The sequence below is a fragment of the Pseudomonas sp. JQ36 genome, from assembly GCF_053851495.1.
On the sequence record NZ_CM132642.1, the window covers coordinates 2,448,112 to 2,470,205 of the forward strand.

Sequence of the window (22,094 nt, forward strand, 5' to 3'; positions counted from 1 at the left end):
CCCGAACCTTCGGCAGCTCCTACAGGGGAGTGGCGCCACAAAAAAGCCCACTGACCATTACCGGTTCAGTGGGCTTTTGTGCATCAGGCGTCTAGTTACAGCGCCATGTCACGTGCAGCATTTTCCTTCGGCGCTTCAGCTTTTTCAGCTGCAGGTGCAGCCGGAGCAGCAGCCTGACCGATCACCGGTGGAGTCGGCAGTTCGAGGATCTTGGCGGTGTACGCCCACTCTTGTGCCACTTTGGCCGGATCGTTGTTCAGCTGAGTGCCGTAGCTTGGAACGATCTGGTGCAGCTTGGCTTGCCACTCAGGGGTGGCGACTTTGTCTTTGAAGACTTTCTGCAGCACGCTCAGCATGATCGGTGCAGCGGTCGACGCGCCTGGCGATGCGCCCAGCAGGCCGGCGATGGAGCCGTCTTGCGCAGCAACGATTTCGGTGCCCAGTTTCAGCACGCCGCCAGCGGCTTCATCACGCTTGATGATTTGCACGCGCTGGCCGGCTTGCCACAGGCGCCAGTCTTCGGCTTTGGCGTTCGGGAAGTATTCCTTCAGCGCGTTCAGACGGTCTTCATCCGACAGCATCAGTTGACCGGCCAGGTACTCGACCAGCGGGTATTCCTTGATGCCGACCTTGGTCATCGGCCAGATGTTGTGGGTGGTGGTGCTGGTCAGCAGGTCCAGGTACGAGCCTTCTTTGAGGAACTTGGTGCTGAAGGTCGCGAATGGGCCAAACAGGATGACGCGCTTGCCGTCCAGAACACGGGTGTCCAGGTGCGGAACCGACATCGGCGGTGCGCCAACCGAAGCTTTACCGTAGGCCTTGGCCAGGTGCTGCTCGGCGATGGCCGGGTTATCGGTCACCAGGAACGAGCCGCCGACCGGGAAGCCAGCGTATTCCTTGGCTTCAGGAATGCCCGACTTCTGCAGCAGGTGCAGAGCGCCGCCACCAGCGCCGATGAACACGAACTTGGCGTCGGTTTCGGTTTTGGTGCCGTCTTTCAGGTTTTTGTAGCTGACGCGCCAGGTGCCGTCTTCGTTCTTGGTGATGTCCTGCACTTCGCTGGACAGTTTCAGATCGAAGTTAGGCTTGGTCTGCAGGTAAGCGGCGAACTGGCGGGTGATTTCGCCGAAGTTCATGTCGGTACCCAGCGGGCTCCAGGTGGCCGCGATTTTCTGGTTCGGGTCACGCCCTTCCATCATCAGCGGGACCCACTTCTTGATCACAGCCGGGTCTTCGGAGTACTGCATGCCGGCGAACAGCGGGCTCGCTTGCAGGGCTTCGTAGCGCTTTTTCAGGAACTTGATGTTGTCATCGCCCCACACGAAGCTCATGTGCGGAGTGGTGTTGATGAACGAGCGAGGGTTCTTCAGAACGCCTTGCTGAACCTGCCAGGCCCAGAACTGACGGGACACCTGGAACGCTTCGTTGATCTCGACCGCTTTCGGGATCGTCACGTTGCCTTTGTCGTCTTCCGGGGTGTAGTTCAGCTCAGCCAGGGCCGAGTGACCGGTACCGGCGTTGTTCCAGCCGTTAGAGCTTTCCAGGGCGACGCCATCGAGGCGCTCGACCATTTCCATCGACCAGCTTGGCTCCAGCTCATTGATCCACACACCCAGGGTGGTGCTCATGATGCCGCCGCCGATCAGCAGAACGTCGACTTTCTTTGCTTCTGCAGCATTGGCGGACGACATCCCCATCGCCAAAGCCAGCCCGAGCAAGGCTGTGTTCACTTTCTTAAACATCCGTTGCACCTATGATAAAACGCCTTCCGCCCGCCGCTGTTATCTGTATGCGATCCGCTTTGATGACGCTCAGGCTCGCGTCGCAGATTCCGGCACACTTCAATTTTGACGGGTGGGCACACAAGGCCGACGTACCGCATCGACCTCAGTTAATGTCCCTTCTGAACTGACTTCTTATCATTATTGGCTTCAGCTACTTGAGCGACAGGGATTCCGTCAGCCCGCCCCAAAGGCAGGCAAACCGAATAAGGTCAAACCAAGTTGGCGCGAAGAATATCACGTCAGGGCAAACCCGCGCGTCTGTTCCCGACTTGAGAGTCTTTTTCCGCTTTGGACGTTATCGGCCGGTTTGGGCTGAACATGATCCCGAAACCTGTGATGGCTGGGCTGACCCCATCGCGAGCAGGCTCACTCCTACAGGGAATGGGGCTGCTCGCGATGGCGGCACTACAAGCGAAACCGATCCACCGACAACGCCAACGCCCCCGCCAGACTCGACAACTCATCGGTAGTATTGGCCGTCTGCCCGATCACCTTGCTGTTGCCCTCCGACATGCCCGCGATCATCTCCACCTGATGGGCGATTTCGTTGCTGGCATGACTTTGCTCGCCGATGGTGCGAGTGATGTCGTTGACCAGTTGCGTAGTGCTGAGGGTGGCGTCGAGGATTTCGCGTATCGCTCGTTCGACTTCAGCCGTCACCGCCATGCCCTTGTCGACCTGGGCCACGCCGGCCTCCATGCTGCTGACCGCCTCGCGGGTGCTGTGCTGGATGCGCGCGACCATCGCGGCGATTTCCTGGGTTGAAGCACTGGTGCGTGCCGCCAGGCTGCGCACTTCGTCGGCTACAACGGCAAAGCCCCGGCCCTGCTCGCCAGCCCGAGCGGCTTCGATGGCCGCGTTGAGCGCCAGCAGGTTGGTCTGGTCGGCGATGCTCTTGATCACCTGAATGATGTTGAAGATGCCTTCGGATTCCTGATCCAGCGTACGGATCACCTGCGCCGACTGTTGCGCCGAGCGGGCGATGTCGTCCATGTCGCTGACCACCTGATGGATCACCTGCCCGCCGCTCTTGGCCAGCGACTCGGCCTGATTGGCCATGCCCAGCGCGCGCTCGGCATGACGAGTGATTTCCTCGATGCTGGCGGTCATCTGGCTGGCGGCAGCGGCCATGGTGCCGGCGGCGGCGCTTTGCTGCTGACTGCTGTCGGCGACCTGATGGCAACCGTGACTCAACTGCTCGCTCATGCCGCTGACGCCATGGGCGTTGCGCCGCACGACGTCGATCATGGTGCGCAGGTCGCGCTGCATGGTCGCCAGGCTGCGGATCAGCGTGCTGGCCTCGTCCTTGCCGGGCGGTTCGCTGATCGGCTCGCTGAGGTTGCCGTGGGCGATGCTTTGCGCGATGTGGTTGGCGGACTTCAGGGGCCCCATGATGCTGCGGGTCACCCAGCGCCCCTGCGCCAGCAACAGCAGCAGACCGGCGAGCAACACCACGCCGAGGGCAATGTTGGCATTGCGAATGGCGCTTTCGGTGGCCTGACTGGTGTCGCGGGTATTGCTTTCGATCAGTTCGCTGAGCGCGGCCATCTGCTCTTCAAGCTCAGTGAAAGCAGTGTTGAACGTGCCCAGCTCCCGTTGCGCGCTGTCCGGATTGTCCAGTGCCAGGCCGACAATGCGCTCGGCCGCTGCAATGTAGGTGTCCAGGCTGGGTTTTATGTGTTCCAGCGCAGACTTGATCGTCGGGTTGACCGGCAATTTGAGGTTTTCTTCCTGCACTTCGCGAAAATGCGTGGCGTGCTCGCTGATCGAATCACGCACCTCGGCGGCCGTGCCGGTGCTTTTGCCCAGGCCGACCAGCATCGCCGAGTACACGTCGGCCCTCAGCGCGTCGTGCATCATGTCGGCTTCCATGTGATTGCGCAGCGCGGTCATGCTCACCGCGTTGTCGTTCACCGCCGCGGACATGCGCGTATTTCCCACATAGCTGACCAGACTCACGATCAGCGCCGTCAGCAGGCTGGTTGCTATCAGCAACAGCAAACGCAATTTGATCGACACCGTGGGTTCCTCCGTGAGGCGCGCCGAATGCGCCTGTCAGGATTTCAGTTAAGCTTATTTGTGCAGAAGTGCCGCTTCAGAGCGTTTCAGCAAGTATCCGCGCGTTCGACGGAACTCCGGCAAAGGTCGCACCTCTGAGATTATGTAGTCTTCCTTTTTGCTTCGCGCTTGTGGAGGAACACCGTCATGCGCAAGTTAGTGCTCGTTTCTTCTCTCCTGCTCTGCCTCCCTGTCGGCTCGGCGCTGGCCCGTGTCGATGCCGGCGATGTCGCCACCTCGGCGGGTGTTTCCGCCTCGCTGTACTCGACCTTCAAGGATCACAAAATGGTGATCCCGGCGCGCGACGACCTGTCAGCGTTCGTCGCCAGCGGCGGGGCCATCCGTGGGGTTTATCTGGAATCGGTGCTGCAACAGGTGCGTCACGACAACCCCGGCCTCAATGCCAGCGATGAAGATCTCGCCAACGCGATTCTGGTGCATTACGAAGGCCTGAATCAGTAATTGCCAAGGGACACAGCGGCCGATGGACGGCAGTTGAGGGCGCATAGGCAAAACCGTCTGACGGCCTCTATGATGGAGGCCATGACGACTCTTGCGCCTGCTGCGCCTTTGCGCTCACCCTGCCCGCCCGGCGCCTGCGATTGCGGGCGCGAATCGTTGCTGGAAACGCCCGGCACCGATCTGCGCATTCTGCGCCTGACCCGCGAGCAGGAAAAAATCCTCTTGGCACGCCTGGAACAACTCAAAGACCTCGCGGACTTGCGGCATCTACAACAGCGCATGCACGAGCAGTTGGGCCTGCGCGTGGAAGTTGCTCCGGGGTTTCATGAGGTGCGCAGCATGCTCGGCATCGAGATTCAGATCGAGGCACTGCCGGGGCTGTGCCGCAAGACGCGCAAGTCAATCCCGGCCGCGATTCGCCGGGGCCTGAACAACCACCCCGAAATCGCCTTCGAACTGCTCAACGCCCACGACTTGCTGCGCGACACCTGATCAGCGTTTCATCCCGACCCGTTTGCGCATCTCTGCGGTGATGCTTTGGCGGGTTTTCTTCATGTCGGCCCACGGCTCATCGCCGACATCGTTCAAGCGCTCATGGACATTGCTGATGTTCCACTGATTGCCGCCCTTGATTTCACCCACTTCTTCGCGAAACAGCGGTACCGACACCGGCAGGCCCTCACGGGTACGCGCGGCATAGGTACAAATAGTGGTGGCGCCCAGACCGTTGCGCAGGTAATCGATAAAGATTCGCCCGACACGATTTTTCGGCCCGGACACCGCTGAGAAACGTTCCGGCAACAGCTTGGCCATGTGACTGACGATCGCATGGCTGAAATCCTTGACCTCGTCCCAGCCATGCTTGCGGGTCAACGGCACCACCAGGTGAATGCCCTTGCCGCCACTGGTCTTGAGAAAGGCCTTGAGCCCCAGTTCATCCAGCACGGTGAGGGTCAGTGCGGTGGCTTCGACCATGCTTTTCCACGGCAGCGCAGGGTCAGGGTCGAGATCGAGGACGAAGCGGTCAGGCTTGTCCAGATCGACGGTGGTGGCGTTCCAGGTGTGCAACTCGACCGTGCTCATCTGCACTGCGCCGATCAAGGCTTCGGCGTTGTTGATCAACATCACCGGTTGCCCGGTAACGTCCTTGTCCAGCGTGGTGATGCCGGGAATCGCCAGGCGCTCGGCGTTTTTCTGGAAGAACAGCTCGCCGGCAATGCCGTCCGGCGCCCGCACCAGCGCAACCGGGCGATCCTTGAGCTGCGGCAGGATCCACTCGGCGACGCTGGCGTAATACTCGGCCAGTTGCATCTTGGTGGTGCCGCTGACCGCATCGATCACCCGGTCGGGGTGGGTGATGCGCACCTTGCCGCTGGCGAGGCCGAGCTGTGATGGCGCCGGTTCGGCTTTCTTCGGCTCAGTGGCTTTCTTTGATTCTGCAGTTTTCTTCGTCGAGGCAGCTTTTTTCGACGGGGTGGCTTTCGCTGAAGTCTTCACGGGTTTCGCGCGCTCCTCGGTAATTGACTTGGCCGGTTTGTCATTGCGCAGCCCATGGAACACAGCGTGGCGCACCGAACCGTCCTTGGTCATTTCGGCGAATGCCACTTCTGCCAACAGATTGGGTTTGAGCCAGTGCACACCTTTGGCCTCGAAGCCGCTGGGCGGATTGACCACGGCAGCCTTCTTCACCTGCAACGGCTTGAGCTGAGCGAGGATGCTTTTCAGTGTGGTTTCGTTGAAACCGGTGCCGACCTTGCCGGCATAGCGCAACTCGCCACTGTCGCGATCATGCAGGCCCAGCAGCAGCGCGCCGAAGGCACTGCGCGCACCTTTCGGATCGGTGTAGCCGACAACCACGAATTCCTGCCGATGCTTGCACTTGAGCTTGATCCAGTCGCTGCTGCGCCGCGACACGTAGGGCGAGCCGAGGCGTTTGCCGATCAGCCCTTCCATCTGCATCTGGCAGGCGCTGTTAAGCAACGCGTCCGGAGTTTCATCGAAGGCTTCGGAGAAGCGCAGCAACGGCTGTTCATGCCCACCGAGTACCGTGGACAACGCCGCGCGGCGTTCCTCGACCGGGACTTCGCGCAGGTCGACGCCGTTGAGATAGGGCATGTCGAACAGGTAGTACATGATGCTGGCGCTGCGCCCGGCTTCGAACGCGTTTTGCAGCGCCTGAAAGTCCGGCACACCGTGTTCGTTGGCGACTACCATTTCGCCATCCAGCCATGCCGATTCCAGCCCCAACTCGGCAAGCGCTTGCGCCTGTTGCGGCAGTTTGTGCGTCCAGTCGTGGCCGTTGCGGGTGAAGAGTTGCACCTGATCGTGATCGATGCGCGCCATGATCCGGTAACCGTCGAACTTGATTTCGTAGCTCCACTGTCCTTCGGGTGCGCTGTCGACCAGAGTCGCCAGTTCCGGTTTGAGCTGCGCCGGCAGTTTGGCCTTGCGCGCACCGGTGAGCGTCCCGGACCCCGCCTTGCGCGGTTTGGCCGGGGACTTCTTCACTGGCTTGGCTTGCTCGGCGGCGAGCTTGGGTTTGCTGATCAGGGTGCGTTCGCTGAGCACGCTGTCCGGCTCGGCGCTGAGCACGTCGTAATCGTCTTGCGGGCGCGCGGCGCTGTCCTGATGTTTGATCAGAAACCAGTTTTCCTTCTTGCCCGGCATGTGCGTGCGCACCAGGTTCCAGATCCCGGAGAGCTTTTCGCCCTGCAGCTCGAACTTGAGTTTGCCCTTGGCGTAAGCCTTGGCCGGATCCTCCAGCGGAATCCACACGCCACGATCCCAGACAATCACATCGCCGGCGCCGTAATGCCCCTCGGGGATGCTGCCCTCGAACGTCGCGTAATCCAGTGGATGGTCTTCGACGTGCACCGCCAGGCGCTTGACCTTGGGATCGAGCGACGGCCCCTTGGGCACCGCCCAGCTCTTCAGCGCACCATCGAGTTCGAGGCGAAAGTCATAATGCAGGTGCGACGCGTCGTGCTTCTGGATGCAAAACTGCAGCGCATGTTCAGTGGCCTTGCTGCGGCCACGGCGCTTGACGGCGGCCGGCTCCGAGGTCGCCGAGAAATCGCGCATGCGGTTGTAATCGTCGAGGTTCCTGTTCATGGCGCACCTGCCTTGTGTCAGCCAATGCGGGTCACGGTCAGCGCGACCACGGCGATCCGGTCCACGCGCTGGTAACCGGGGTTCAACAACTCTTCACCGAACACGTCAGGATCCAGTTCGCGATAGGTCCAGCCGAATCGCGTCGAATCCAGGCGTGGCACCACGGTGTCGAAAAACGGATCACGACCATCGACCATCGCTACCCCGGTGTACAACAGCAACGAGCCACCGGGCGCCAGTCGATTGAGCGCCTGCTCGACGATGCGCAGCGACAACCCCGCACCGAGCGACCCACCGCCATGCCGATAAGCACGCCCGGCCGGGTCAGCCATATACGGCGGGTTGGCGACGATCAGATCGAAGTTGCCTTCGGTGCCCTGCAGTACATCACTGGCCAGCACCTCGACATTGGCGACCTCGGCCAATGCCGCATTGATCGCGGTCAGGCGCAGCGCGGCGGGATTGATGTCCACCGCCAGCACCTCGGCTTCGCGGCGCGCGCGGGCAATCAGGATTGCGCCGACGCCGGCGCCGCAGCCAATGTCCACCGCACGCTGAATCGGCGCGAAGCTCTGTTGCAGATGCGCGTGAATCAGTTGCGCGAAACGGTAGGTGTCCGGGCCGAAAAACACCGAATCGGCGGCATCGGTTGGGAAGCCCGAATGCACGAACAGCAGGTCATCCAGACTCGACCAGCGCACCCGGCTCTTCAAGCGGCCGTCGTAGACGTCAATCACTTGTGCCTCCTGCAATTGCCGCTGTTCGTCAGCGGACAACAGCCCCGGTTCGAACGGGCGCGACCAGCCGAAGACGTCGCGCAGGGTATCGGCCACCTGCCCTTCGTCACGCTGGTTGACCCGCTGATGGGTCAATGGCGTCGGCGTGATGAAATGGTAGCCGTCGGCCTGCAAGCGCCGGCCGAGTTGCAGCAGCGTCAGGTCGTTGGCGGACAATTGTTCTTCCTGATTCATGGAGATTTCCTTAACGCAGACTGGATTTGAGTTCGATAAACCGACGTGTCGCCAGCAGCCCCGCCGGGTGGGCATGGCGGGCCGGTGCCAGCCAAGGGATCAGCGTCGCCATTTGCGCGTGTCCGTCCTGCCCTTGCAGGGCAGACATCAGGCGCTGCACATCGGGATCGTGTTCGGGCACGGCGGCGTCCGGGGTGGCGACCTGACGGCTGCGTCGTGGCGCTTTGCGTTGGTCGGATGGGGTCCAGTCGCCGGCAATCCAGTCGTGCAGCAGCTGCTTTTCATACGGACTGAACACGCCGAACATCGCCGCACCGTCGCCGTCAATCAGTTGCCAGAAACGGCTAGCCTGCGGATCTTCGTTGCGTTTGATCCAGCCTTTGTCCTGCATTGCCTGCAGGAAACCCGGTAGCTGTTCGGGAGTGGCCAGCCACTGATTGACGGTTTTGCCTTCGAAACGGCAGTAATCGGAGTGCATGTGCTGACCGAACGGGCGCTTGCGCTCGAGCATCGCCAGCACTTCCTGCTCCAGGTCAAAACCCTCGATGATCGCGCGACTGCCCTGCCCCAGGTCATTGAGTCGATAGCCCAGCGACACCCGACGCAGAAATTCGCCGCGATCGGCTTCCAGCGGCAGCAAGTCGAGTACCGACTGCACGGCTTTTTGCGCATGGCCGGTGCTGGCGTTATCGATGGTCACATGCAGGGTGAAGTAGTAAGGATCAATGCCCAACTCACTGAGTTCATAGGCACTGATCAGCAAATGCAGCGGCAGTTGTTCGTAGCCGAGGTTGTAGCCGATCACCTCCGGCAGCAAGCTTTCGCCACAGGCGCCGAGTGCCAGTTGCAGGGCACCTTGCAGGTAGCGTTCATCGGCGATGGCGCTGGCGTCCTGCAAACCGTGCTCAGCGAGCAGTTTGCGGTAGATCACCACGTGGTTTTGCGCCGGATTGCCGTCGCCGAGTTCTTCCAGATAGGTACACAGCAACCCGTCGAAACGCGGGTCGCGCCACTGCGCCAACAAACCGTACAACCACGCGCCATCGACCAGTTTGGTCGGCGCCACGGCTTGCAGAAAGTACAACGCGTGAGCCTTGTTACGGAAGAACTGGCGCGGTCCGCCGGCCTGGCGCTGTTGCAGGTAATCGGCGTACTGCCGGGCAACTTCTGTGCAGTGCTCGGCGACCCAGCCTTGCCACGCCGACGGATCCTGCGGAAGTTCCTCGGGCAACAGCGCGGCGCGCTGCAACTGCTCGGCGAGAAAGTCCTGCGCGAGGGTTTCAGGCGCATCCTCAAGCAGCAGTGCCTCATAAATGCGCCGCAGGTCACCGTCGGCAGTGATGGGCTGTTGCTGCGCACTCGGCGCATGCAGAGGGGTCAGGGCAGTCATGTCAGTGTTCTCACTCGGTTGGCCGGTCAGGGCGTTGTTTCACGCCTCTACATCAGCAGAGCAACCGCTACGGAGAAAAATTCAATCGACATGAAAATTGCCCTGACGGACGGCCTGATCAGCGCCAATTCTCTTTCACTTGATCAATCATCACTTGGTCACTTGGTCACTTGGTCACTTGGTCACTGTAGGAGCTGCCGAAGGCTGCGATCTTTTGATTTTGTCTTTTACGATCAAGATCAAAAGATCGCAGCCTTCGGCAGCTCCTACATTTACATCGTGTAATGGCTTGGGTTCGTGAACTGTCATTGGGCAGCTAGTGTTGAAGGACGATGGTTACAGAGGGCAATGGAATGCCTGAAGCTGCAAAAGCCTGCGGTTTACGCAAGGGACGCTATTCGGAGGTTGGGCGGGTTTATTTGCTGACAGCGGTGATTAAGGAACGTCGACCGGTGTTTAGCGACTGGAGAATCGGACGACTGTTGGTTGAACAGATGCGCGCGACAGATGAGGCAGGATTGGTCGTGTCTTTGGCTTGGGTGGTCATGCCGGATCACCTGCATTGGCTGGTTGAACTGAAGCAAGGTTCTTTGGCGCAATTGATGTGTCGTGTAAAGGCAAGAAGTTGCCGGTCAATCAATTTGATTTTCGGTAGACAGGGCGGCCTGTGGCAACGCGGATATCACGACCGCGCTCTGCGTCGCGATGAGGATTTGAAAGCGGCCGCCCGCTACATTGTCATGAATCCATTGCGGGCCGGTCTGGTGCAGCGCTTGGGTGATTACCCGTTGTGGGACGCAATCTGGCTTTGAAGAGCAAAAGATCGCAGCCTTCGGCAGCTCCTACATTTGGAACACTTTTCCCCTGTAGGAGCTGCCGCAGGCTGCGATCTTTTGACTTTGCGTCAGGCAGTGCCCTTGGCCTGCTGTTCCAGATGCACCTGCAATTGCGGGTCAATCTGCAGCGCGGCAGCCAGTTCATCCAGGTAGTTGCGTTCGGCGTCTTGCTGGTCGTCTACCAGGATCACGCTGACCAGGTACATTTCGGCGGCCATGGCCTGGTCGCCTTTTGCAGCCGTGGCGACTTCGTTGGCGTCCAGCGGTTTGGCGACTTCGCTTTCGAACCACTGCTGCAATTGCGGATCGTCGGTGTGCTTGCTGATTTCACTGTTGATCATCTGTTGTTCCCTGAGATCAATCTCACCGTCAGCCTTGGCCGCCGCGATCAGCGCCCGCAGCACAGCATGACTGTGTTCTTCAACTTCGGGCCCGGCCAGCAGATTGGCCGTTTGCGGGATCTGTTGTGGCGCCGCCGAGGCCTGACTGCGTTGCCAGGCCTGATACGCCTGGAACGCCATCATCCCCAGTGAGGCCAGCGCCGCGTAATTGGTACCGCCGGAACGACTTTGTGTTCCGCCGCCGCCGAGTGCTCCGCCAAGTGCACCGCCCAAGCCACCACCGCTACCGCTGCCGAGCAGGCCGCCGAGCAAACCGCCCAAACCGCCCAGCCCACCGGACTGCGCCGCACTACCGCCGGAGCCTGCACCGCCACCCAGCAGACCGCCAAGCAAGCCGCCCAATCCACCCAGCCCACCAGCGGCTGGGCCAGCACCTTGTTGTCCCGCCGAGGCCTGGCCCCGCAGCAGTTGTTCGAGCAAATCACTGGTGTTCATGATCTCGTCCTCAGCCATTGGCAATAAATGCGTCAGGCAACAATAGACTGCAGACGCTGGCGCGCCAGCACCGTTTGGCTGACGCTGGCAGATTTCGCCGAGGTATTTTTCGAGCGGCCAGCTAAGATTCAAAGGTGGTGAACCTTATCCCGGCCAAACCGGTCGATAGCTGCAACCCCGACCCGGTTTGCCGGCGCCCTTTGCCCGAGGGTGATACCCGGCATGCTTCATTTTTCTGGAGAACGCCCCTGTGATATCGACTGTACACATCGCCAGGCTCAAAGCATGGGGCGCCCATGGTTTTACCGCGACCGGCGTGGTCACTGCATTTCTGGCGACCCTCGCCCTGCTGGAGAACCAGCCGACCCACTGTCTGATGTGGCTGGGCGTGGCGCTGATCGTCGACGGTCTCGACGGGGCGCTCGCACGCAAGGTCAATGTGCAGTCGGTGCTGCCGAGTTTCGACGGCTCGATCCTCGATCTGGTGATCGACTACCTGACCTACGTGTTCATTCCGGCCCTGTTCATCTATCGCTACATTCCCCTGCCCGACTACACCCTGCTGCTGAGCGTATCGCTGATTCTTGTGTCGTCGCTGTTCTGTTTCTGCAACGTCAACATGAAGAGCAAGGACAACTACTTCGTCGGCTTCCCCGCCGCGTGGAACGTGGTTGCCCTGTGCCTGTACATCATCGACCCGGGGCCGTGGATCACCTTTCTGACCATCATCGGTCTGGCGCTGCTGACCGTGACCCGCATGAAGTTCCTGCACCCGTTTCGCGTTCGCCGGTTCATGCCGATCAACATCGCGGTGACGGCCATCTGGCTGCTGTGCAGCCTGTCGCTGGTGCTCAATCACCCGGTGATCAATCCGCTGGTGATGGGTTTGTGGCTGCTGGCGTCGGCGTACTTTCTGGGGATCTGTATCTGGCGTACGGCGCTGGAGTGGTTTGATGGGGCGCACCTGAAATAGGCCCGATCACCATACCCAAAACCTGTGGGAGCGGGCTTGCTCGCGAATGCGTCTGTCCAGTCGATAACTCTGTCTACTGACCCACCGCATTCGCGAGCAAGCCCGCTCCCACAGGGGTTTGGCATGATTCTGAACATTCAGCGTTTGGTGATGACCACCTCCAGATACTCGCTCGGCACCACCAGCGACTTCTCTCCCACCCGGTTCGAGCGGTTCAGCAGGTCCGCCAGATCACTCTCCAGCGCCTGCCCGCTTTCCGGCGGCAATGCCGCAAAGGCCTTGTGCACCGGCCCGTACCAGTGACGGAAAATGTCGATGAAATGCGCCGCCGAGCGATAGCGGAAGTTGAAGGTGCGGCGGGTGACCTGCAGCAGAAATTCGCGCTCATTGAAGTGGCTGTGCAACCACGCTTCAGTGCCCCAGTTCGACGGCGGTTGGGCCACGGCGGGTGGCGGCACATGCCGGCCAAGCACCTTGAACATCTGGCCGACGAAGCCTTCCGGCGTCCAGTTCGCCAGACCGATGCGCCCGCCCCTTCGGCAGACCCGCGCCAGTTCCGCCGCCGCAATCGCCTGATCCGGGGCAAACATCACGCCGAAGGTCGACAGCACCGCGTCGTAACTCTCGTCGGCGAACGGCAACGCTTCGGCATCGGCGACCTGAAAAATCACATCCAGATGTTCGGCCCGCGCCCGATCCTGTCCGCGCTCCAGCAGCGCCGCCACATAGTCGGTGGAGGTCACCTGACAACCACGTCGCGCCGCCGCCAGTGTTGCATTGCCGTTGCCGGCGGCAACGTCCAGCACCTGCTCGTCATAGCGCAGGTCGCAAGCCTCGGCGAGATTTTCGCCGACGATTTGCAAGGTGGTGCCGATCACGGCGTAATCGCCGCTGGCCCAGGCGACTTTCTGACGCTCTTTCAAAGCCGTCAGATCAATGGGAGTACTCATCAATCGTGCTCCGCAGGTTGGAGAAATTCACTCGGCCGTGGTCGGGTCGATGACCGTCATCACCCGCGCCACACTGTCAGCCGGGAATCCACCCAGCCTGGCGTGCTCGCGCACCTGTTCTTCGTCAGGGGCGATGTAGACGCAATAGATTTTGTCGGCCGTGACGTAACTCTGCAGCCACTGCACCTCTGGCCCGAGTTCACGCAACACTTGGCAGGAGGTTTGCGACACGGTTTTGAGTTCTTGCTCCGACAGCTTTCCGGCCCCTGGAATCTCGCGTTCAATCACGAATTTCGGCATGGCAACCTCGCGCTTTTTTTATCAGCGACAGAGTCGGCAGTGGCCCTGCTTGTGCACTATCGCGCCGAGGGGCGATGGCGTCCCTGCCAATCGTCCGAAGAGCCCGGAAAACCGCGGCCGGGCCGATGAATGGCGGCTTTTTGTAAAGGCCTCGAAACACTCTCGGGATTGCCATGGCACGCGGGCAATCAGATCGGACGAACAATGGATCACGATTCGCGACCTGTGAGCCGTCGTCGGGTTTCGACACTTACGCCGCCGGTGCCTTGGCCTCCTCCAGCAACTGACGGATCATCTGCTCCTGCGCCTGGTAGCCGCCCTCGCCGAAATGGCTGTAACGCACCTGCCCTTTGGCATCGATCAGGTAATGCGCCGGCCAGTACTGATTGTCGAAATTGCGCCAGATCGCATAGTTGTTGTCGATCGCCACCGGGTAAGTGATGCCGAGTTTCTGCACCTGCTCCCTGACGTTTTCGATGATCCGTTCGTAGCCGTATTCCGGGGTGTGCACGCCGATCACCAGCAAACCGTCTTTGGCGTATTTTTTCTCCCACTCTTTAACGTACGGCAGGGTGTGCTGGCAGTTGATGCAGTCGTAAGTCCAGAAATCCACCAGCACCACTTTGCCGCGCAGATCCTCAGCGTTCAACGCGGGTGAGTTGAGCCATTGCACCGCTCCGGACAGCGACGGCATGCTGCCCTGGCCTGTCTCCATCGGCGAATCCGCGCGGACTTTGCTGACCAGGTAATCGAGCACTTTCGGTACGTTCTGCAGCACGCGGGTCTCGATGCCGGTGAGGCCTTCGGACGAGGTGCCGGCCAACAGGGTTTTGTCGGTGCCGGTCGCAATCAGCGCCGCTGCACCGAGCACCGCGACCCCGGCGCCACGGCGCAGCCAGCCGGTGAAGGGAATCGACGGCTTGAGCCGGTTGACCAGCCCGCGCCCGGCAAAAATCAAAACCCCCAGCGACAATGCACTGCCGGCGCCATAAGCCAGCAACAGCAGGCTGGTCTGCGCGTTGGCACCTTGCAGCATGGCGCCGGTGAGGATCACCCCGAGAATCGGCCCCGCACACGGTGCCCACAACAAACCTGTGGCCACGCCGAGCATGAGCGAGGTGAGCGGCCCGGACTTCTTGCGCATGTCGGGGTCAAGGCGATTGCCGAGCCAAACAAACGGTCGCGCCAGCCAGTCGCCGACCCGCGCCGAGATCAGCGACAGGGCGAACAGCGCCATCACCCCCAACGCGACGTGGCGTCCGGAATTACTGGCCTGAATCACCCATTCGCTGCTGACCACCGCCAGGCTGGAAATCAGCGCAAAGGTCAGCGCCATGCCAACCAGGGTCAGCAGGATCGACGAGCGCTGGCGCTGGGCACCGGCAAACAGGAACGGCACCACCGGCAGGATGCACGGGCTGAGGACGGTCAGCAGACCGCCGACAAATGCGATCAAGTACATAAGCTTCACTCCGAAAAAGGGATCACTCAGTTCTCGTTGTTGCAGCCGTCGGCGAATTTGCGGTAATCCAGCACCTGGGTTTTTCCGGCCGAATCCAGGTACGTCATGCGCGCATCGATAATGCCGCAGGTCACCGAGTTGTCCTCGGTCATCGACAGCACTTTCTGGATGTCCAGGTGCGTGCCGTAGGTGTAGGTGTGCGGGCTGACATCGGCTTCGGCGCGGGCCGACAGGGTGCAGATGTTCAGGGCGGCGAACAGGCAGGCGGCGACTACGGTCTTGTGCGTCATGGTGGTTTCCTCAAGGCTTGTATGGGTTGAGCCGAGGCAAGCTGTGTGGGCCTCGATGGAGCCTATTTGAAGCGCTTGAGGTATCGCCTCTGTGTCAGGAAACGGCCGCTATCAATCGCTGTGTATCTCTGCCGCCCCGAGATACACAGCGATACAAAACCCTGAAAAAATCGCGCTTTTGCGTGTGTATGTATCCGTCACGGCGCCAGATACACTGCAATACAAACCCGGGCAGGCAAGCCGGCGCAGGCTCGATAGACTGCACCGCATTGCCCTTTGATAGAGGTTCTGCACCGATGGAACATGTCGATCACATTCTCATCGTCGACGACGACCGCGAGATCCGCGAGCTGGTCGGCAATTACCTGAAGAAGAACGGTCTGCGCACCACTGTGGTCGCCGATGGCCGGCAGATGCGCAGTTTTCTTGAAGCCAACACCGTTGACCTGATTGTGCTCGACATCATGATGCCCGGCGACGATGGCCTGCAGCTGTGTCGCGAATTGCGCGTGGGCAAACACAAGGCCACGCCGGTGCTGATGCTTACGGCGCGCAACGATGAAACCGACCGCATCATCGGCCTGGAAATGGGCGCCGACGATTACCTGACCAAGCCGTTCGCCGCTCGCGAACTGCTGGCGCGAATCAACGCGGTGCTGCGGCGCACACGGATGCTGCCGCCGAATCTGGTGGTCAGCGAAAGCGGCCGGCTGCTGGCCTTCGGCCGTTGGCAACTGGACACCTCGGCCCGGCATCTGCTGGACAAGGACGGCACGCTGGTCGCCCTCAGTGGCGCCGAATATCGCTTGCTGCGGGTGTTTCTCGATCATCCGCAGCGGGTGCTCAGCCGTGATCAATTGCTCAACCTGACCCAGGGCCGCGAGGCCGATCTGTTCGACCGTTCGATTGATCTGCTGGTCAGCCGTTTGCGCCAACGCCTGCTTGATGATGCACGTGAGCCGGCCTACATCAAGACCGTGCGCAGCGAGGGTTATGTGTTCTCGCTGCCGGTGGAGATCCTCGGGGCCTCGGCATGAGCCTCAAGCTGCATTGGCCGCGCACCCTGGCTTCGCGGTTGTCGCTGATCTTTCTGGTCGGGCTGATCCTCGCCCAGGGCCTGTCGTTTGGCGCGCAGTATTACGAGCGCTATCAAAGCGCCCGCAGCACCATGCTCAACAATCTGCAAAACGACGTCTCGACGTCGATTGCGATTCTCGACCGCTTGCCCGCAGAGGAACGTCCCGCCTGGCTCACCCGGCTGGCTCGGGCCAATTACAATTATCTGCTGAGCGAGGGTGAACCGGGGGAGCCGCTGGACGCGGGCGAAATGCCGGTAGCCGGGACCTCGATCAGCGCCGCGATCGGTGATGCCTATCCGCTGACCTTCACCCGGTTCCGCGAGGAGAAAAAACACTTTCAGGGGCATTTGCGCCTCAGCGACGGCAGCCCGCTGACCATCGATGTGCGTCCGGCCATGCCTCCCCTGTCGCCATGGCTGCCGGGGGTATTGCTCGGGCAACTGGCGCTGCTGATCGCCTGTACCTGGCTGGCGGTGCGCATCGCGATCCGCCCCCTCGCCCGCCTCGCCAACGCCGTGGAAAGCCTCGACCCCAATGCCCATCCAGTGATGCTCGACGAGCAAGGCCCGACCGAAGTGGCCTACGCCGCCCGGGCCTTCAACGCGATGCAGGCGCGCATCGCTGCATACCTGAAGGAGCGCATGCAACTGCTGGCGGCGATTTCCCATGACCTGCAAACCCCGATCACCCGCATGAAGCTGCGTGCAGAGTTCATGGACGACTCGGTCGAGAAAGACAAACTGTGGAACGACCTCGGCGAGATGGAGCACCTGGTGCGCGAGGGCGTGGCGTATGCCCGCAGCATCCACGGCTCGACCGAGGAAAGCCGGCGTACCGACCTCGATTCGTTCCTCGACAGTCTGGTGTTCGACTATCAGGACATGGGCAAGGACGTGCAGCTGAGCGGCAAGAGCGCCGCGGTGATCGATACCCGCCCCCAGGCCCTGCGCCGGGTGCTGGTGAACCTGACCGACAACGCACTGAAATTCGCCGGTGCTGCGCAGTTGCAGGTCGACACCGACGACGGTCTCTGCATCAAAATCCTCGATCGCGGGCCAGGCATTGCCGAAGCCGAGTTGCAACAGGTCATGCAGCCGTTCTACCGGGTGGAAAACTCGCGCAACCGCAGCACCGGCGGCACCGGCCTGGGCCTGGCGATCGCCCAGCAACTGGCCATGGCCCTCGGCGGATCGCTGACCCTGAGCAACCGCGAGGGCGGAGGCCTGTGCGCGGAGTTGAAATTGCCCCTGCGCTGACCCCCACACCAATCCCCTGTGGGAGCGGGCTTGCTCGCGAAAGCGGTGTATCAGCCCCTGATGCATCAACTGACACACCGCGTTCGCGAGCAAGTCGAATCTTCGTACCGCCGCTTACACATTGAAATTTGCACAGGGCACAAACACTGCATCTTGCCCCAGCCCGGCTAGACTGATTCATGACCCAGTCGAGGGGGAATGCAGGACGACGTCTGCTGTGCCCTGCCCACTTCTGTGACCACCGCCCTGCGGCCCATGCCTCGACAACGTTTTGCCACCGGACGGTGATCCTGTATCAGGAGCACTCGTGATGGACGAAACAAGACTCAACGCTTTCATGGGCAAGCTGGTCAACGACATGGGCGGCGCCGCGATGCTGGCAAATGTCATCGTTGGCGAAGAACTCGGGCTGTACCGGGCGATGGCCGACAGTCAGCCGGTCACCCCGCAAGCCCTCGCCGAAAAAACCACCTGTAACCCGCGTCTGGTACGCGAATGGCTCAGCGCGCATGTCGCGTCCGGCTATATGGAGCATCACGATGGCCAGTTTCGGTTGCCGGAAGAGCAGGCGCTGGCACTGGCCGTGGAAGACTCGCCGGTGTACGTCGCCGGCGGGCTCGGTGTGGTGGCCTCGTTTTTCCACGACAAGGACAAACTGGTCAAAGCCATGCGCGGCAACGGCGCCCTGCCCTGGGGCGATCACCACCCGTGCATGTTCAGCGGTACAGAACGTTTCTTTCGCCCCGGCTACAAAGGTCACTTGATCGCGGAATGGCTGCCGGCGCTGGACGGCGTGGTGGCCAAACTCGAAAAGGGCGCGAAAGTCGCCGACATCGGCTGCGGCCACGGCGCCTCGACGGTGATCATGGCCCAGGCCTATCCCAACTCGCACTTCGTCGGTTTCGATTATCACGCGCCGTCGATCACGGTTGCCACGCAGCGCGCCGAAGAGGGTGGCGTCAGCAGCCGAGCGGAATTCTTCCGGAGCGACGCCAAAAGCTACCCCGGTAACGACTATGACCTGATCTGCTACTTCGACTGCCTGCACGACATGGGCGACCCGGTCGGCGCCGCACGGCATGCGTTCGAATCATTGAAGGACGACGGCACGGTGCTGCTGGTCGAGCCGTTCGCCAATGATGCGCTGGACGACAACATCAACCCGGTCGGACGCCTGTTTTACGCGGCCTCGACCTTTATCTGCACGCCGAATTCGCTGTCGCAGGAAGTTGGCCTGGGGCTGGGTGCGCAGGCCGGTGAAATGCGCTTGCGCAAGGTGTTTACCGAGGCCGGGTTCAAGCATTTTCGCCGGGCGACGCAGACGCCGTTCAATCTGATACTGGAGGCGCGCAAATAAATCACCGCTATCACCTGTGGCAAGGGAGCTTGCTCCCGTCGAATTGCCAGGCAAGCCGAAAAACAGGCCTGCTGCGCAGTCCAGCGGGAGCAAGCTCTCTCGCCACACGGTTAATGCTAACCTGCGGGCATCGTCCTCCCCGGAGTGCTGACCATGCTCGACAGCCCGACCCGCGAACACCTCGACACCCTGCACCAGGCCATGGCCGATGGCGATTTCCTGGTGCTGACCGGCGCTGGTATCAGCACGCCGTCGGGCATCCCGGATTACCGCGACAGCGAAGGTGTGCGCCGTGGCCGGCAGCCGATGATGTATCAGGAATTTCTCGCCGCTCCGGAATCCCGTCGTCGCTATTGGGCACGGGCCATGCTCGGTTGGCCGCGGGTGCGCCAGGCGCGGCCCAATGCGGCGCATACAGCACTGGCCGAGTTGCAGCGCCAGGGGCGAATCAGCGACTTGATCACGCAGAACGTCGACACCCTGCACGATCAGGCTGGCAGTCAGAACGTGATCGAACTGCATGGCAGCCTGCACTGGGTGCTGTGCCTGGATTGCGGCCAGCGCAGCGCGCGCGATGACATTCAGCAGCGGATGGTCGAGCAGAATCCGTATCTGGCCGGGGTCGATGCGGTGCAGGCGCCAGACGGCGATACCCTGCTCGATCCGGCCTTCGAAGCACGTTTTCAGACACCACAATGCCCGCATTGCGCAGGCGAGCGGATGAAGCCGGACGTGGTGTTTTTCGGTGAGAACGTGGCGCAGCCAACGGCAGCGCGGGCTATGGCCGCAGCGGAAAAAGCCGAGGGTTTGCTGGTGGTGGGGTCGTCGCTGATGGCGTATTCGGCATTTCGTCTGTGCCGGGTGATCGCCGATCGCGGCAAGCCGTTGCTGGCGATCAATCTGGGCAAGACTCGCGCCGATGATCTGCTGGATCTGAAGATCGAGGCGTCATGCGAACAGCTGCTGCCGTTGCTGGTGCAACGCTTATCTACCTGAATGCCGAAAATCCCTGTAGGAGCTGCCGAAGGCTGCGATCTTTTGACTTTGTTTTTTAGAAGCAAGATCAAAAGATCGCAGCCTTCGGCAGCTCCTACAGAGCCAGCATTACATTCAGTGTTCGGCTTTGAGGATGTCGAACAGTGCCTGCGCCGCTGCCGACAGCTCATTGCCTGGCTCCGTGAGCACACCAATCGCCCGCTCCACCGAATCATTCAAGGTCAGGCAACAGGCGCCCAGCTCCTGCATCTGCTCGGCACACAACGCCGGCACTGCACTCACCCCCAGTCCGCTGGCGACCATGCGCCCAACGGTTGCCAGTTGATGACTCTCGAACTCCACCGGCAGTTTCATGCCCCGGGCCTGCAAGTGCTCTTCGAGCATTACCCGCACCGTCGACGGCCGTTGCAGGGTGATGAACGGTTCCTGCAGCAGGGTCTGCCAGTCGATCTCCATGCGCTCGGCCAACGTGGAATCCTGCGGCACCACTGCGACGAAGCGATCGATGTACAGCGGGGTGAACGTCAGCGAGGTGTTCTGCATCGGTTCGAACGCCACACCCAGCTCAACGTGCCGGTCGCGGACCATTTCCAGCACTTGCTCGTTGATCACGTCGTTGACCGTCACGTTGACGTTCGGATAGCGCGCGCGAAAGGTCTTGAGAATCGGCGGCAGCAGGTTGCCGGCAAACGACGGCATCGCCGCCAGCGTCACCCGCCCGCGTTGCAGGCTGAAGCGCTGGCGCATTTCGTCTTCGGCGTTGTCCCAGTCGGCAATCAGACGCCGGGCCAGCGGCAGCAGCGATTCGCCCTCGGCGGTCAGCGCCACATTGCGCGTGTTGCGGCTGAACAACCGCCCGCCCAGCCCCTCCTCCAGCGCCTTGATCGTCAGGCTCAGCGCCGATTGCGACAGGTGCAGCCGCTCGCAGGCCACGGCGAAGCTCAGGCTCTGGGCCACGGCGAGGAAAGCACGGATCTGTTTGATGGTCATACTGGATACCTTACCGTTCTTGCTACTGCCTCGGATCAACGCCGTACCCACTGTAGGAGCTGCCGCAGGCTCGGGCCGCGTTCGGACGATCTTTTGATCTTGATCTTTAAAAACAAAATCAAAAGATCGCAGCCTGCGGCAGCTCCTACAGGGAAAACACCAACTATTGAGCTTTATCAATCAATCGACCTTAAAAATCAACTTAACAAATATATCCTCCAGCGAGACACTCCAGTCATTCGGCTAGCCAGCCGCCCGACAAACAATAAAAGAGGTGCATATGGCAGGTTTCGACAAGCGCGTGAGTTCCTACGAGGAAGCCATGGCGGGTCTTGAAGACGGCATGACCGTGATTGCCGGCGGCTTCGGCCTGTGCGGTATCCCGGAAAACCTGATCGCCGAGATCAAGCGCAAGGGCACCCGCGACCTCACCGTGGTCTCCAACAACTGCGGCGTCGACGGTTTCGGCCTCGGTGTGCTGCTGACCGACCGCCAGATCAGCAAAGTCATCGCCTCCTACGTCGGCGAAAACAAACTGTTCGAAGAGCAACTGCTCAAGGGCGATATCGAAGTCATCCTGACCCCGCAAGGCACCCTCGCGGAAAAAATGCGCGCAGGCGGCGCCGGCATCCCGGCCTTCTTCACCGCCACCGGCGTCGGCACCCCGGTCGCCGAAGGCAAGGAAGTGCGCGAATTCAAAGGGCGCAAATACCTGATGGAGGAATCCATCACCGGCGACTTCGCCATCGTCAAAGGCTGGAAAGCCGACCATTTCGGTAACGTCGTCTACCGCCATACCGCGCAGAACTTCAACCCGCTGGCGGCCACCGCCGGCAAAATCACCGTGGTCGAAGTCGAAGAAATCGTCGAGCCCGGCGAGCTGGATCCGTCGCAGATCCACACCCCCGGCATCTACGTCGACCGGGTCATTTGCGGCACGTTCGAAAAGCGCATCGAACAGCGCACCATCCGCAAATAATTCAGGCTGACGGA

At 61.1% G+C, this 22,094-nt stretch carries 20 protein-coding genes and 1 pseudogene; 9 read left to right on the forward strand and 12 right to left on the reverse strand.

What is annotated here, in order from left to right; all coding sequences use genetic code 11:
• Positions 1–95: 95 nt before the first annotated feature.
• The 3 genes and pseudogenes from mqo to ACS4NR_RS10825 form a co-directional block, all read right to left on the reverse strand.
• Positions 96–1,742: a malate dehydrogenase (quinone) gene (gene mqo, locus ACS4NR_RS10815; protein WP_166497826.1), complete on the reverse strand. Its 1,647-nt coding sequence runs from the start codon at positions 1,740–1,742 to the stop codon at positions 96–98.
• Between the two features lie 447 nt (positions 1,743–2,189).
• Positions 2,190–3,053 carry a methyl-accepting chemotaxis protein gene (locus ACS4NR_RS10820; RefSeq protein ID WP_456020387.1) on the reverse strand — a complete coding sequence of 288 codons (864 nt, stop codon included), beginning with the start codon at positions 3,051–3,053 and terminating at the stop codon, positions 2,190–2,192.
• Positions 3,048–3,803: pseudogene (locus ACS4NR_RS10825) on the reverse strand (MCP four helix bundle domain-containing protein); the annotation flags it as partial. The gene ACS4NR_RS10820 and the pseudogene ACS4NR_RS10825, both read right to left, overlap by 6 nt.
• 186 nt (positions 3,804–3,989) lie before the next feature.
• Here ACS4NR_RS10825 and ACS4NR_RS10830 point away from each other — a divergent pair.
• A complete protein-coding gene (locus ACS4NR_RS10830) occupies positions 3,990–4,304 on the forward strand; it encodes a DUF2388 domain-containing protein (RefSeq protein ID WP_025111286.1) in 315 nt (104 codons plus the stop codon).
• A 69-nt stretch (positions 4,305–4,373) separates the two neighbouring features.
• Positions 4,374–4,796, forward strand: coding sequence for a hypothetical protein (locus ACS4NR_RS10835; protein WP_166497828.1), 423 nt, complete (start codon positions 4,374–4,376; stop codon positions 4,794–4,796).
• On the opposite strand, the gene ligD is transcribed toward ACS4NR_RS10835, so the two are convergent.
• The 3 genes from ligD to ACS4NR_RS10850 are packed head-to-tail and all read right to left on the reverse strand — an operon-like array spanning position 4,797 to position 9,776.
• The gene (gene ligD / locus ACS4NR_RS10840; protein ID WP_456020067.1) at positions 4,797–7,415 is read right to left on the reverse strand and encodes a DNA ligase D; all 2,619 of its coding nucleotides are present in this window, start codon (positions 7,413–7,415) and stop codon (positions 4,797–4,799) included.
• A gap of 17 nt (positions 7,416–7,432) precedes the next feature.
• A complete protein-coding gene (locus ACS4NR_RS10845) occupies positions 7,433–8,386 on the reverse strand; it encodes a methyltransferase (protein WP_456020068.1) in 954 nt (317 codons plus the stop codon).
• 10 nt (positions 8,387–8,396) lie between these two features.
• Entirely contained in the window at positions 8,397–9,776 is a 1,380-nt protein-coding gene (locus tag ACS4NR_RS10850; RefSeq protein WP_456020069.1) for an iron-containing redox enzyme family protein, read from the reverse strand.
• Positions 9,777–10,129: 353 nt separating this feature from the next.
• Here ACS4NR_RS10850 and ACS4NR_RS10855 point away from each other — a divergent pair, with 353 nt between their 5' ends.
• Positions 10,130–10,588, forward strand: a complete 459-nt coding sequence (locus ACS4NR_RS10855; RefSeq protein ID WP_456020070.1) for an REP-associated tyrosine transposase — start codon at positions 10,130–10,132, stop codon at positions 10,586–10,588.
• Between the two features lie 92 nt (positions 10,589–10,680).
• On the opposite strand, the gene ACS4NR_RS10860 is transcribed toward ACS4NR_RS10855, so the two are convergent.
• Positions 10,681–11,448 (reverse strand): tellurite resistance TerB family protein, encoded by a 768-nt coding sequence (locus tag ACS4NR_RS10860; protein WP_456020071.1) that lies wholly within the window; start codon positions 11,446–11,448, stop codon positions 10,681–10,683.
• A 250-nt stretch (positions 11,449–11,698) separates the two neighbouring features.
• On the opposite strand from ACS4NR_RS10860, the gene pcsA reads away from it, so the two are divergent.
• Entirely contained in the window at positions 11,699–12,421 is a 723-nt protein-coding gene (gene pcsA / locus ACS4NR_RS10865) for a phosphatidylcholine synthase (RefSeq protein WP_400762310.1), read from the forward strand.
• A 137-nt stretch (positions 12,422–12,558) separates the two neighbouring features.
• Here the strand turns inward: pcsA and ACS4NR_RS10870 are convergent, their stop codons facing one another.
• The 4 genes from ACS4NR_RS10870 to ACS4NR_RS10885 all read right to left on the reverse strand — a co-directional run bounded on the left by ACS4NR_RS10870 (position 12,559) and on the right by ACS4NR_RS10885 (position 15,423).
• A complete protein-coding gene (locus ACS4NR_RS10870) occupies positions 12,559–13,371 on the reverse strand; it encodes a class I SAM-dependent methyltransferase (protein WP_456020072.1) in 813 nt (270 codons plus the stop codon).
• A gap of 27 nt (positions 13,372–13,398) precedes the next feature.
• Positions 13,399–13,671, reverse strand: coding sequence for a DUF4242 domain-containing protein (locus ACS4NR_RS10875; RefSeq protein ID WP_166497835.1), 273 nt, complete (start codon positions 13,669–13,671; stop codon positions 13,399–13,401).
• A gap of 250 nt (positions 13,672–13,921) precedes the next feature.
• Positions 13,922–15,133 (reverse strand): cytochrome c biogenesis protein DipZ, encoded by a 1,212-nt coding sequence (locus ACS4NR_RS10880; RefSeq protein ID WP_456020073.1) that lies wholly within the window; start codon positions 15,131–15,133, stop codon positions 13,922–13,924.
• A 26-nt stretch (positions 15,134–15,159) separates the two neighbouring features.
• On the reverse strand, positions 15,160–15,423 hold the full coding sequence (locus tag ACS4NR_RS10885; protein WP_204895863.1) for a DUF2790 domain-containing protein: 264 nt from the start codon (positions 15,421–15,423) through the stop codon (positions 15,160–15,162).
• Positions 15,424–15,719: 296 nt separating this feature from the next.
• On the opposite strand from ACS4NR_RS10885, the gene ACS4NR_RS10890 reads away from it, so the two are divergent.
• The 4 genes from ACS4NR_RS10890 to ACS4NR_RS10905 all read left to right on the forward strand — a co-directional run bounded on the left by ACS4NR_RS10890 (position 15,720) and on the right by ACS4NR_RS10905 (position 20,111).
• Complete coding sequence (locus tag ACS4NR_RS10890) at positions 15,720–16,460, forward strand: response regulator (protein WP_007962407.1); 741 nt, start codon at positions 15,720–15,722, stop codon at positions 16,458–16,460.
• Positions 16,457–17,758 (forward strand): ATP-binding protein, encoded by a 1,302-nt coding sequence (locus ACS4NR_RS10895; RefSeq protein WP_456020074.1) that lies wholly within the window; start codon positions 16,457–16,459, stop codon positions 17,756–17,758. Before ACS4NR_RS10890 ends, ACS4NR_RS10895 begins: the two co-directional genes overlap by 4 nt.
• A 310-nt stretch (positions 17,759–18,068) precedes the next feature.
• The gene (locus tag ACS4NR_RS10900) at positions 18,069–19,115 is read left to right on the forward strand and encodes a class I SAM-dependent methyltransferase (RefSeq protein ID WP_456020075.1); all 1,047 of its coding nucleotides are present in this window, start codon (positions 18,069–18,071) and stop codon (positions 19,113–19,115) included.
• Positions 19,116–19,268: 153 nt separating this feature from the next.
• Positions 19,269–20,111, forward strand: coding sequence for an NAD-dependent protein deacetylase (locus tag ACS4NR_RS10905; protein WP_456020076.1), 843 nt, complete (start codon positions 19,269–19,271; stop codon positions 20,109–20,111).
• Between the two features lie 114 nt (positions 20,112–20,225).
• Here ACS4NR_RS10905 and ACS4NR_RS10910 read toward each other — a convergent pair whose 3' ends face one another.
• A complete protein-coding gene (locus ACS4NR_RS10910; RefSeq protein WP_456020077.1) occupies positions 20,226–21,101 on the reverse strand; it encodes a LysR substrate-binding domain-containing protein in 876 nt (291 codons plus the stop codon).
• Between the two features lie 280 nt (positions 21,102–21,381).
• On the opposite strand from ACS4NR_RS10910, the gene ACS4NR_RS10915 reads away from it, so the two are divergent.
• Complete coding sequence (locus ACS4NR_RS10915; protein WP_253151160.1) at positions 21,382–22,080, forward strand: CoA transferase subunit A; 699 nt, start codon at positions 21,382–21,384, stop codon at positions 22,078–22,080.
• The last annotated feature ends 14 nt before the right edge of the window (positions 22,081–22,094 follow it).

Bases quoted from the DNA above. Each gene is read 5' to 3' on its own strand.
- ACS4NR_RS10885 (WP_204895863.1), bottom strand. From the start codon at position 15,423: ATGACGCACAAGACCGTAGTCGCCGCCTGCCTGTTCGCCGCCCTGAAC.
- ACS4NR_RS10835 (WP_166497828.1), top strand. From the start codon at position 4,374: ATGATGGAGGCCATGACGACTCTTGCGCCTGCTGCGCCTTTGCGCTCA.
- ligD (WP_456020067.1), bottom strand. From the start codon at position 7,415: ATGAACAGGAACCTCGACGATTACAACCGCATGCGCGATTTCTCGGCG.
- ACS4NR_RS10860 (WP_456020071.1), bottom strand. From the start codon at position 11,448: ATGAACACCAGTGATTTGCTCGAACAACTGCTGCGGGGCCAGGCCTCG.
- ACS4NR_RS10910 (WP_456020077.1), bottom strand. From the start codon at position 21,101: ATGACCATCAAACAGATCCGTGCTTTCCTCGCCGTGGCCCAGAGCCTG.
- mqo (WP_166497826.1), bottom strand. From the start codon at position 1,742: ATGTTTAAGAAAGTGAACACAGCCTTGCTCGGGCTGGCTTTGGCGATG.
- ACS4NR_RS10830 (WP_025111286.1), top strand. From the start codon at position 3,990: ATGCGCAAGTTAGTGCTCGTTTCTTCTCTCCTGCTCTGCCTCCCTGTC.
- ACS4NR_RS10900 (WP_456020075.1), top strand. From the start codon at position 18,069: ATGGACGAAACAAGACTCAACGCTTTCATGGGCAAGCTGGTCAACGAC.
- ACS4NR_RS10870 (WP_456020072.1), bottom strand. From the start codon at position 13,371: ATGAGTACTCCCATTGATCTGACGGCTTTGAAAGAGCGTCAGAAAGTC.
- ACS4NR_RS10905 (WP_456020076.1), top strand. From the start codon at position 19,269: ATGCTCGACAGCCCGACCCGCGAACACCTCGACACCCTGCACCAGGCC.
- ACS4NR_RS10875 (WP_166497835.1), bottom strand. From the start codon at position 13,671: ATGCCGAAATTCGTGATTGAACGCGAGATTCCAGGGGCCGGAAAGCTG.
- ACS4NR_RS10890 (WP_007962407.1), top strand. From the start codon at position 15,720: ATGGAACATGTCGATCACATTCTCATCGTCGACGACGACCGCGAGATC.
- ACS4NR_RS10845 (WP_456020068.1), bottom strand. From the start codon at position 8,386: ATGAATCAGGAAGAACAATTGTCCGCCAACGACCTGACGCTGCTGCAA.
- ACS4NR_RS10895 (WP_456020074.1), top strand. From the start codon at position 16,457: ATGAGCCTCAAGCTGCATTGGCCGCGCACCCTGGCTTCGCGGTTGTCG.
- ACS4NR_RS10915 (WP_253151160.1), top strand. From the start codon at position 21,382: ATGGCAGGTTTCGACAAGCGCGTGAGTTCCTACGAGGAAGCCATGGCG.
- ACS4NR_RS10880 (WP_456020073.1), bottom strand. From the start codon at position 15,133: ATGTACTTGATCGCATTTGTCGGCGGTCTGCTGACCGTCCTCAGCCCG.
- ACS4NR_RS10820 (WP_456020387.1), bottom strand. From the start codon at position 3,053: ATGCAGCGCGACCTGCGCACCATGATCGACGTCGTGCGGCGCAACGCC.
- ACS4NR_RS10850 (WP_456020069.1), bottom strand. From the start codon at position 9,776: ATGACTGCCCTGACCCCTCTGCATGCGCCGAGTGCGCAGCAACAGCCC.
- ACS4NR_RS10855 (WP_456020070.1), top strand. From the start codon at position 10,130: ATGCCTGAAGCTGCAAAAGCCTGCGGTTTACGCAAGGGACGCTATTCG.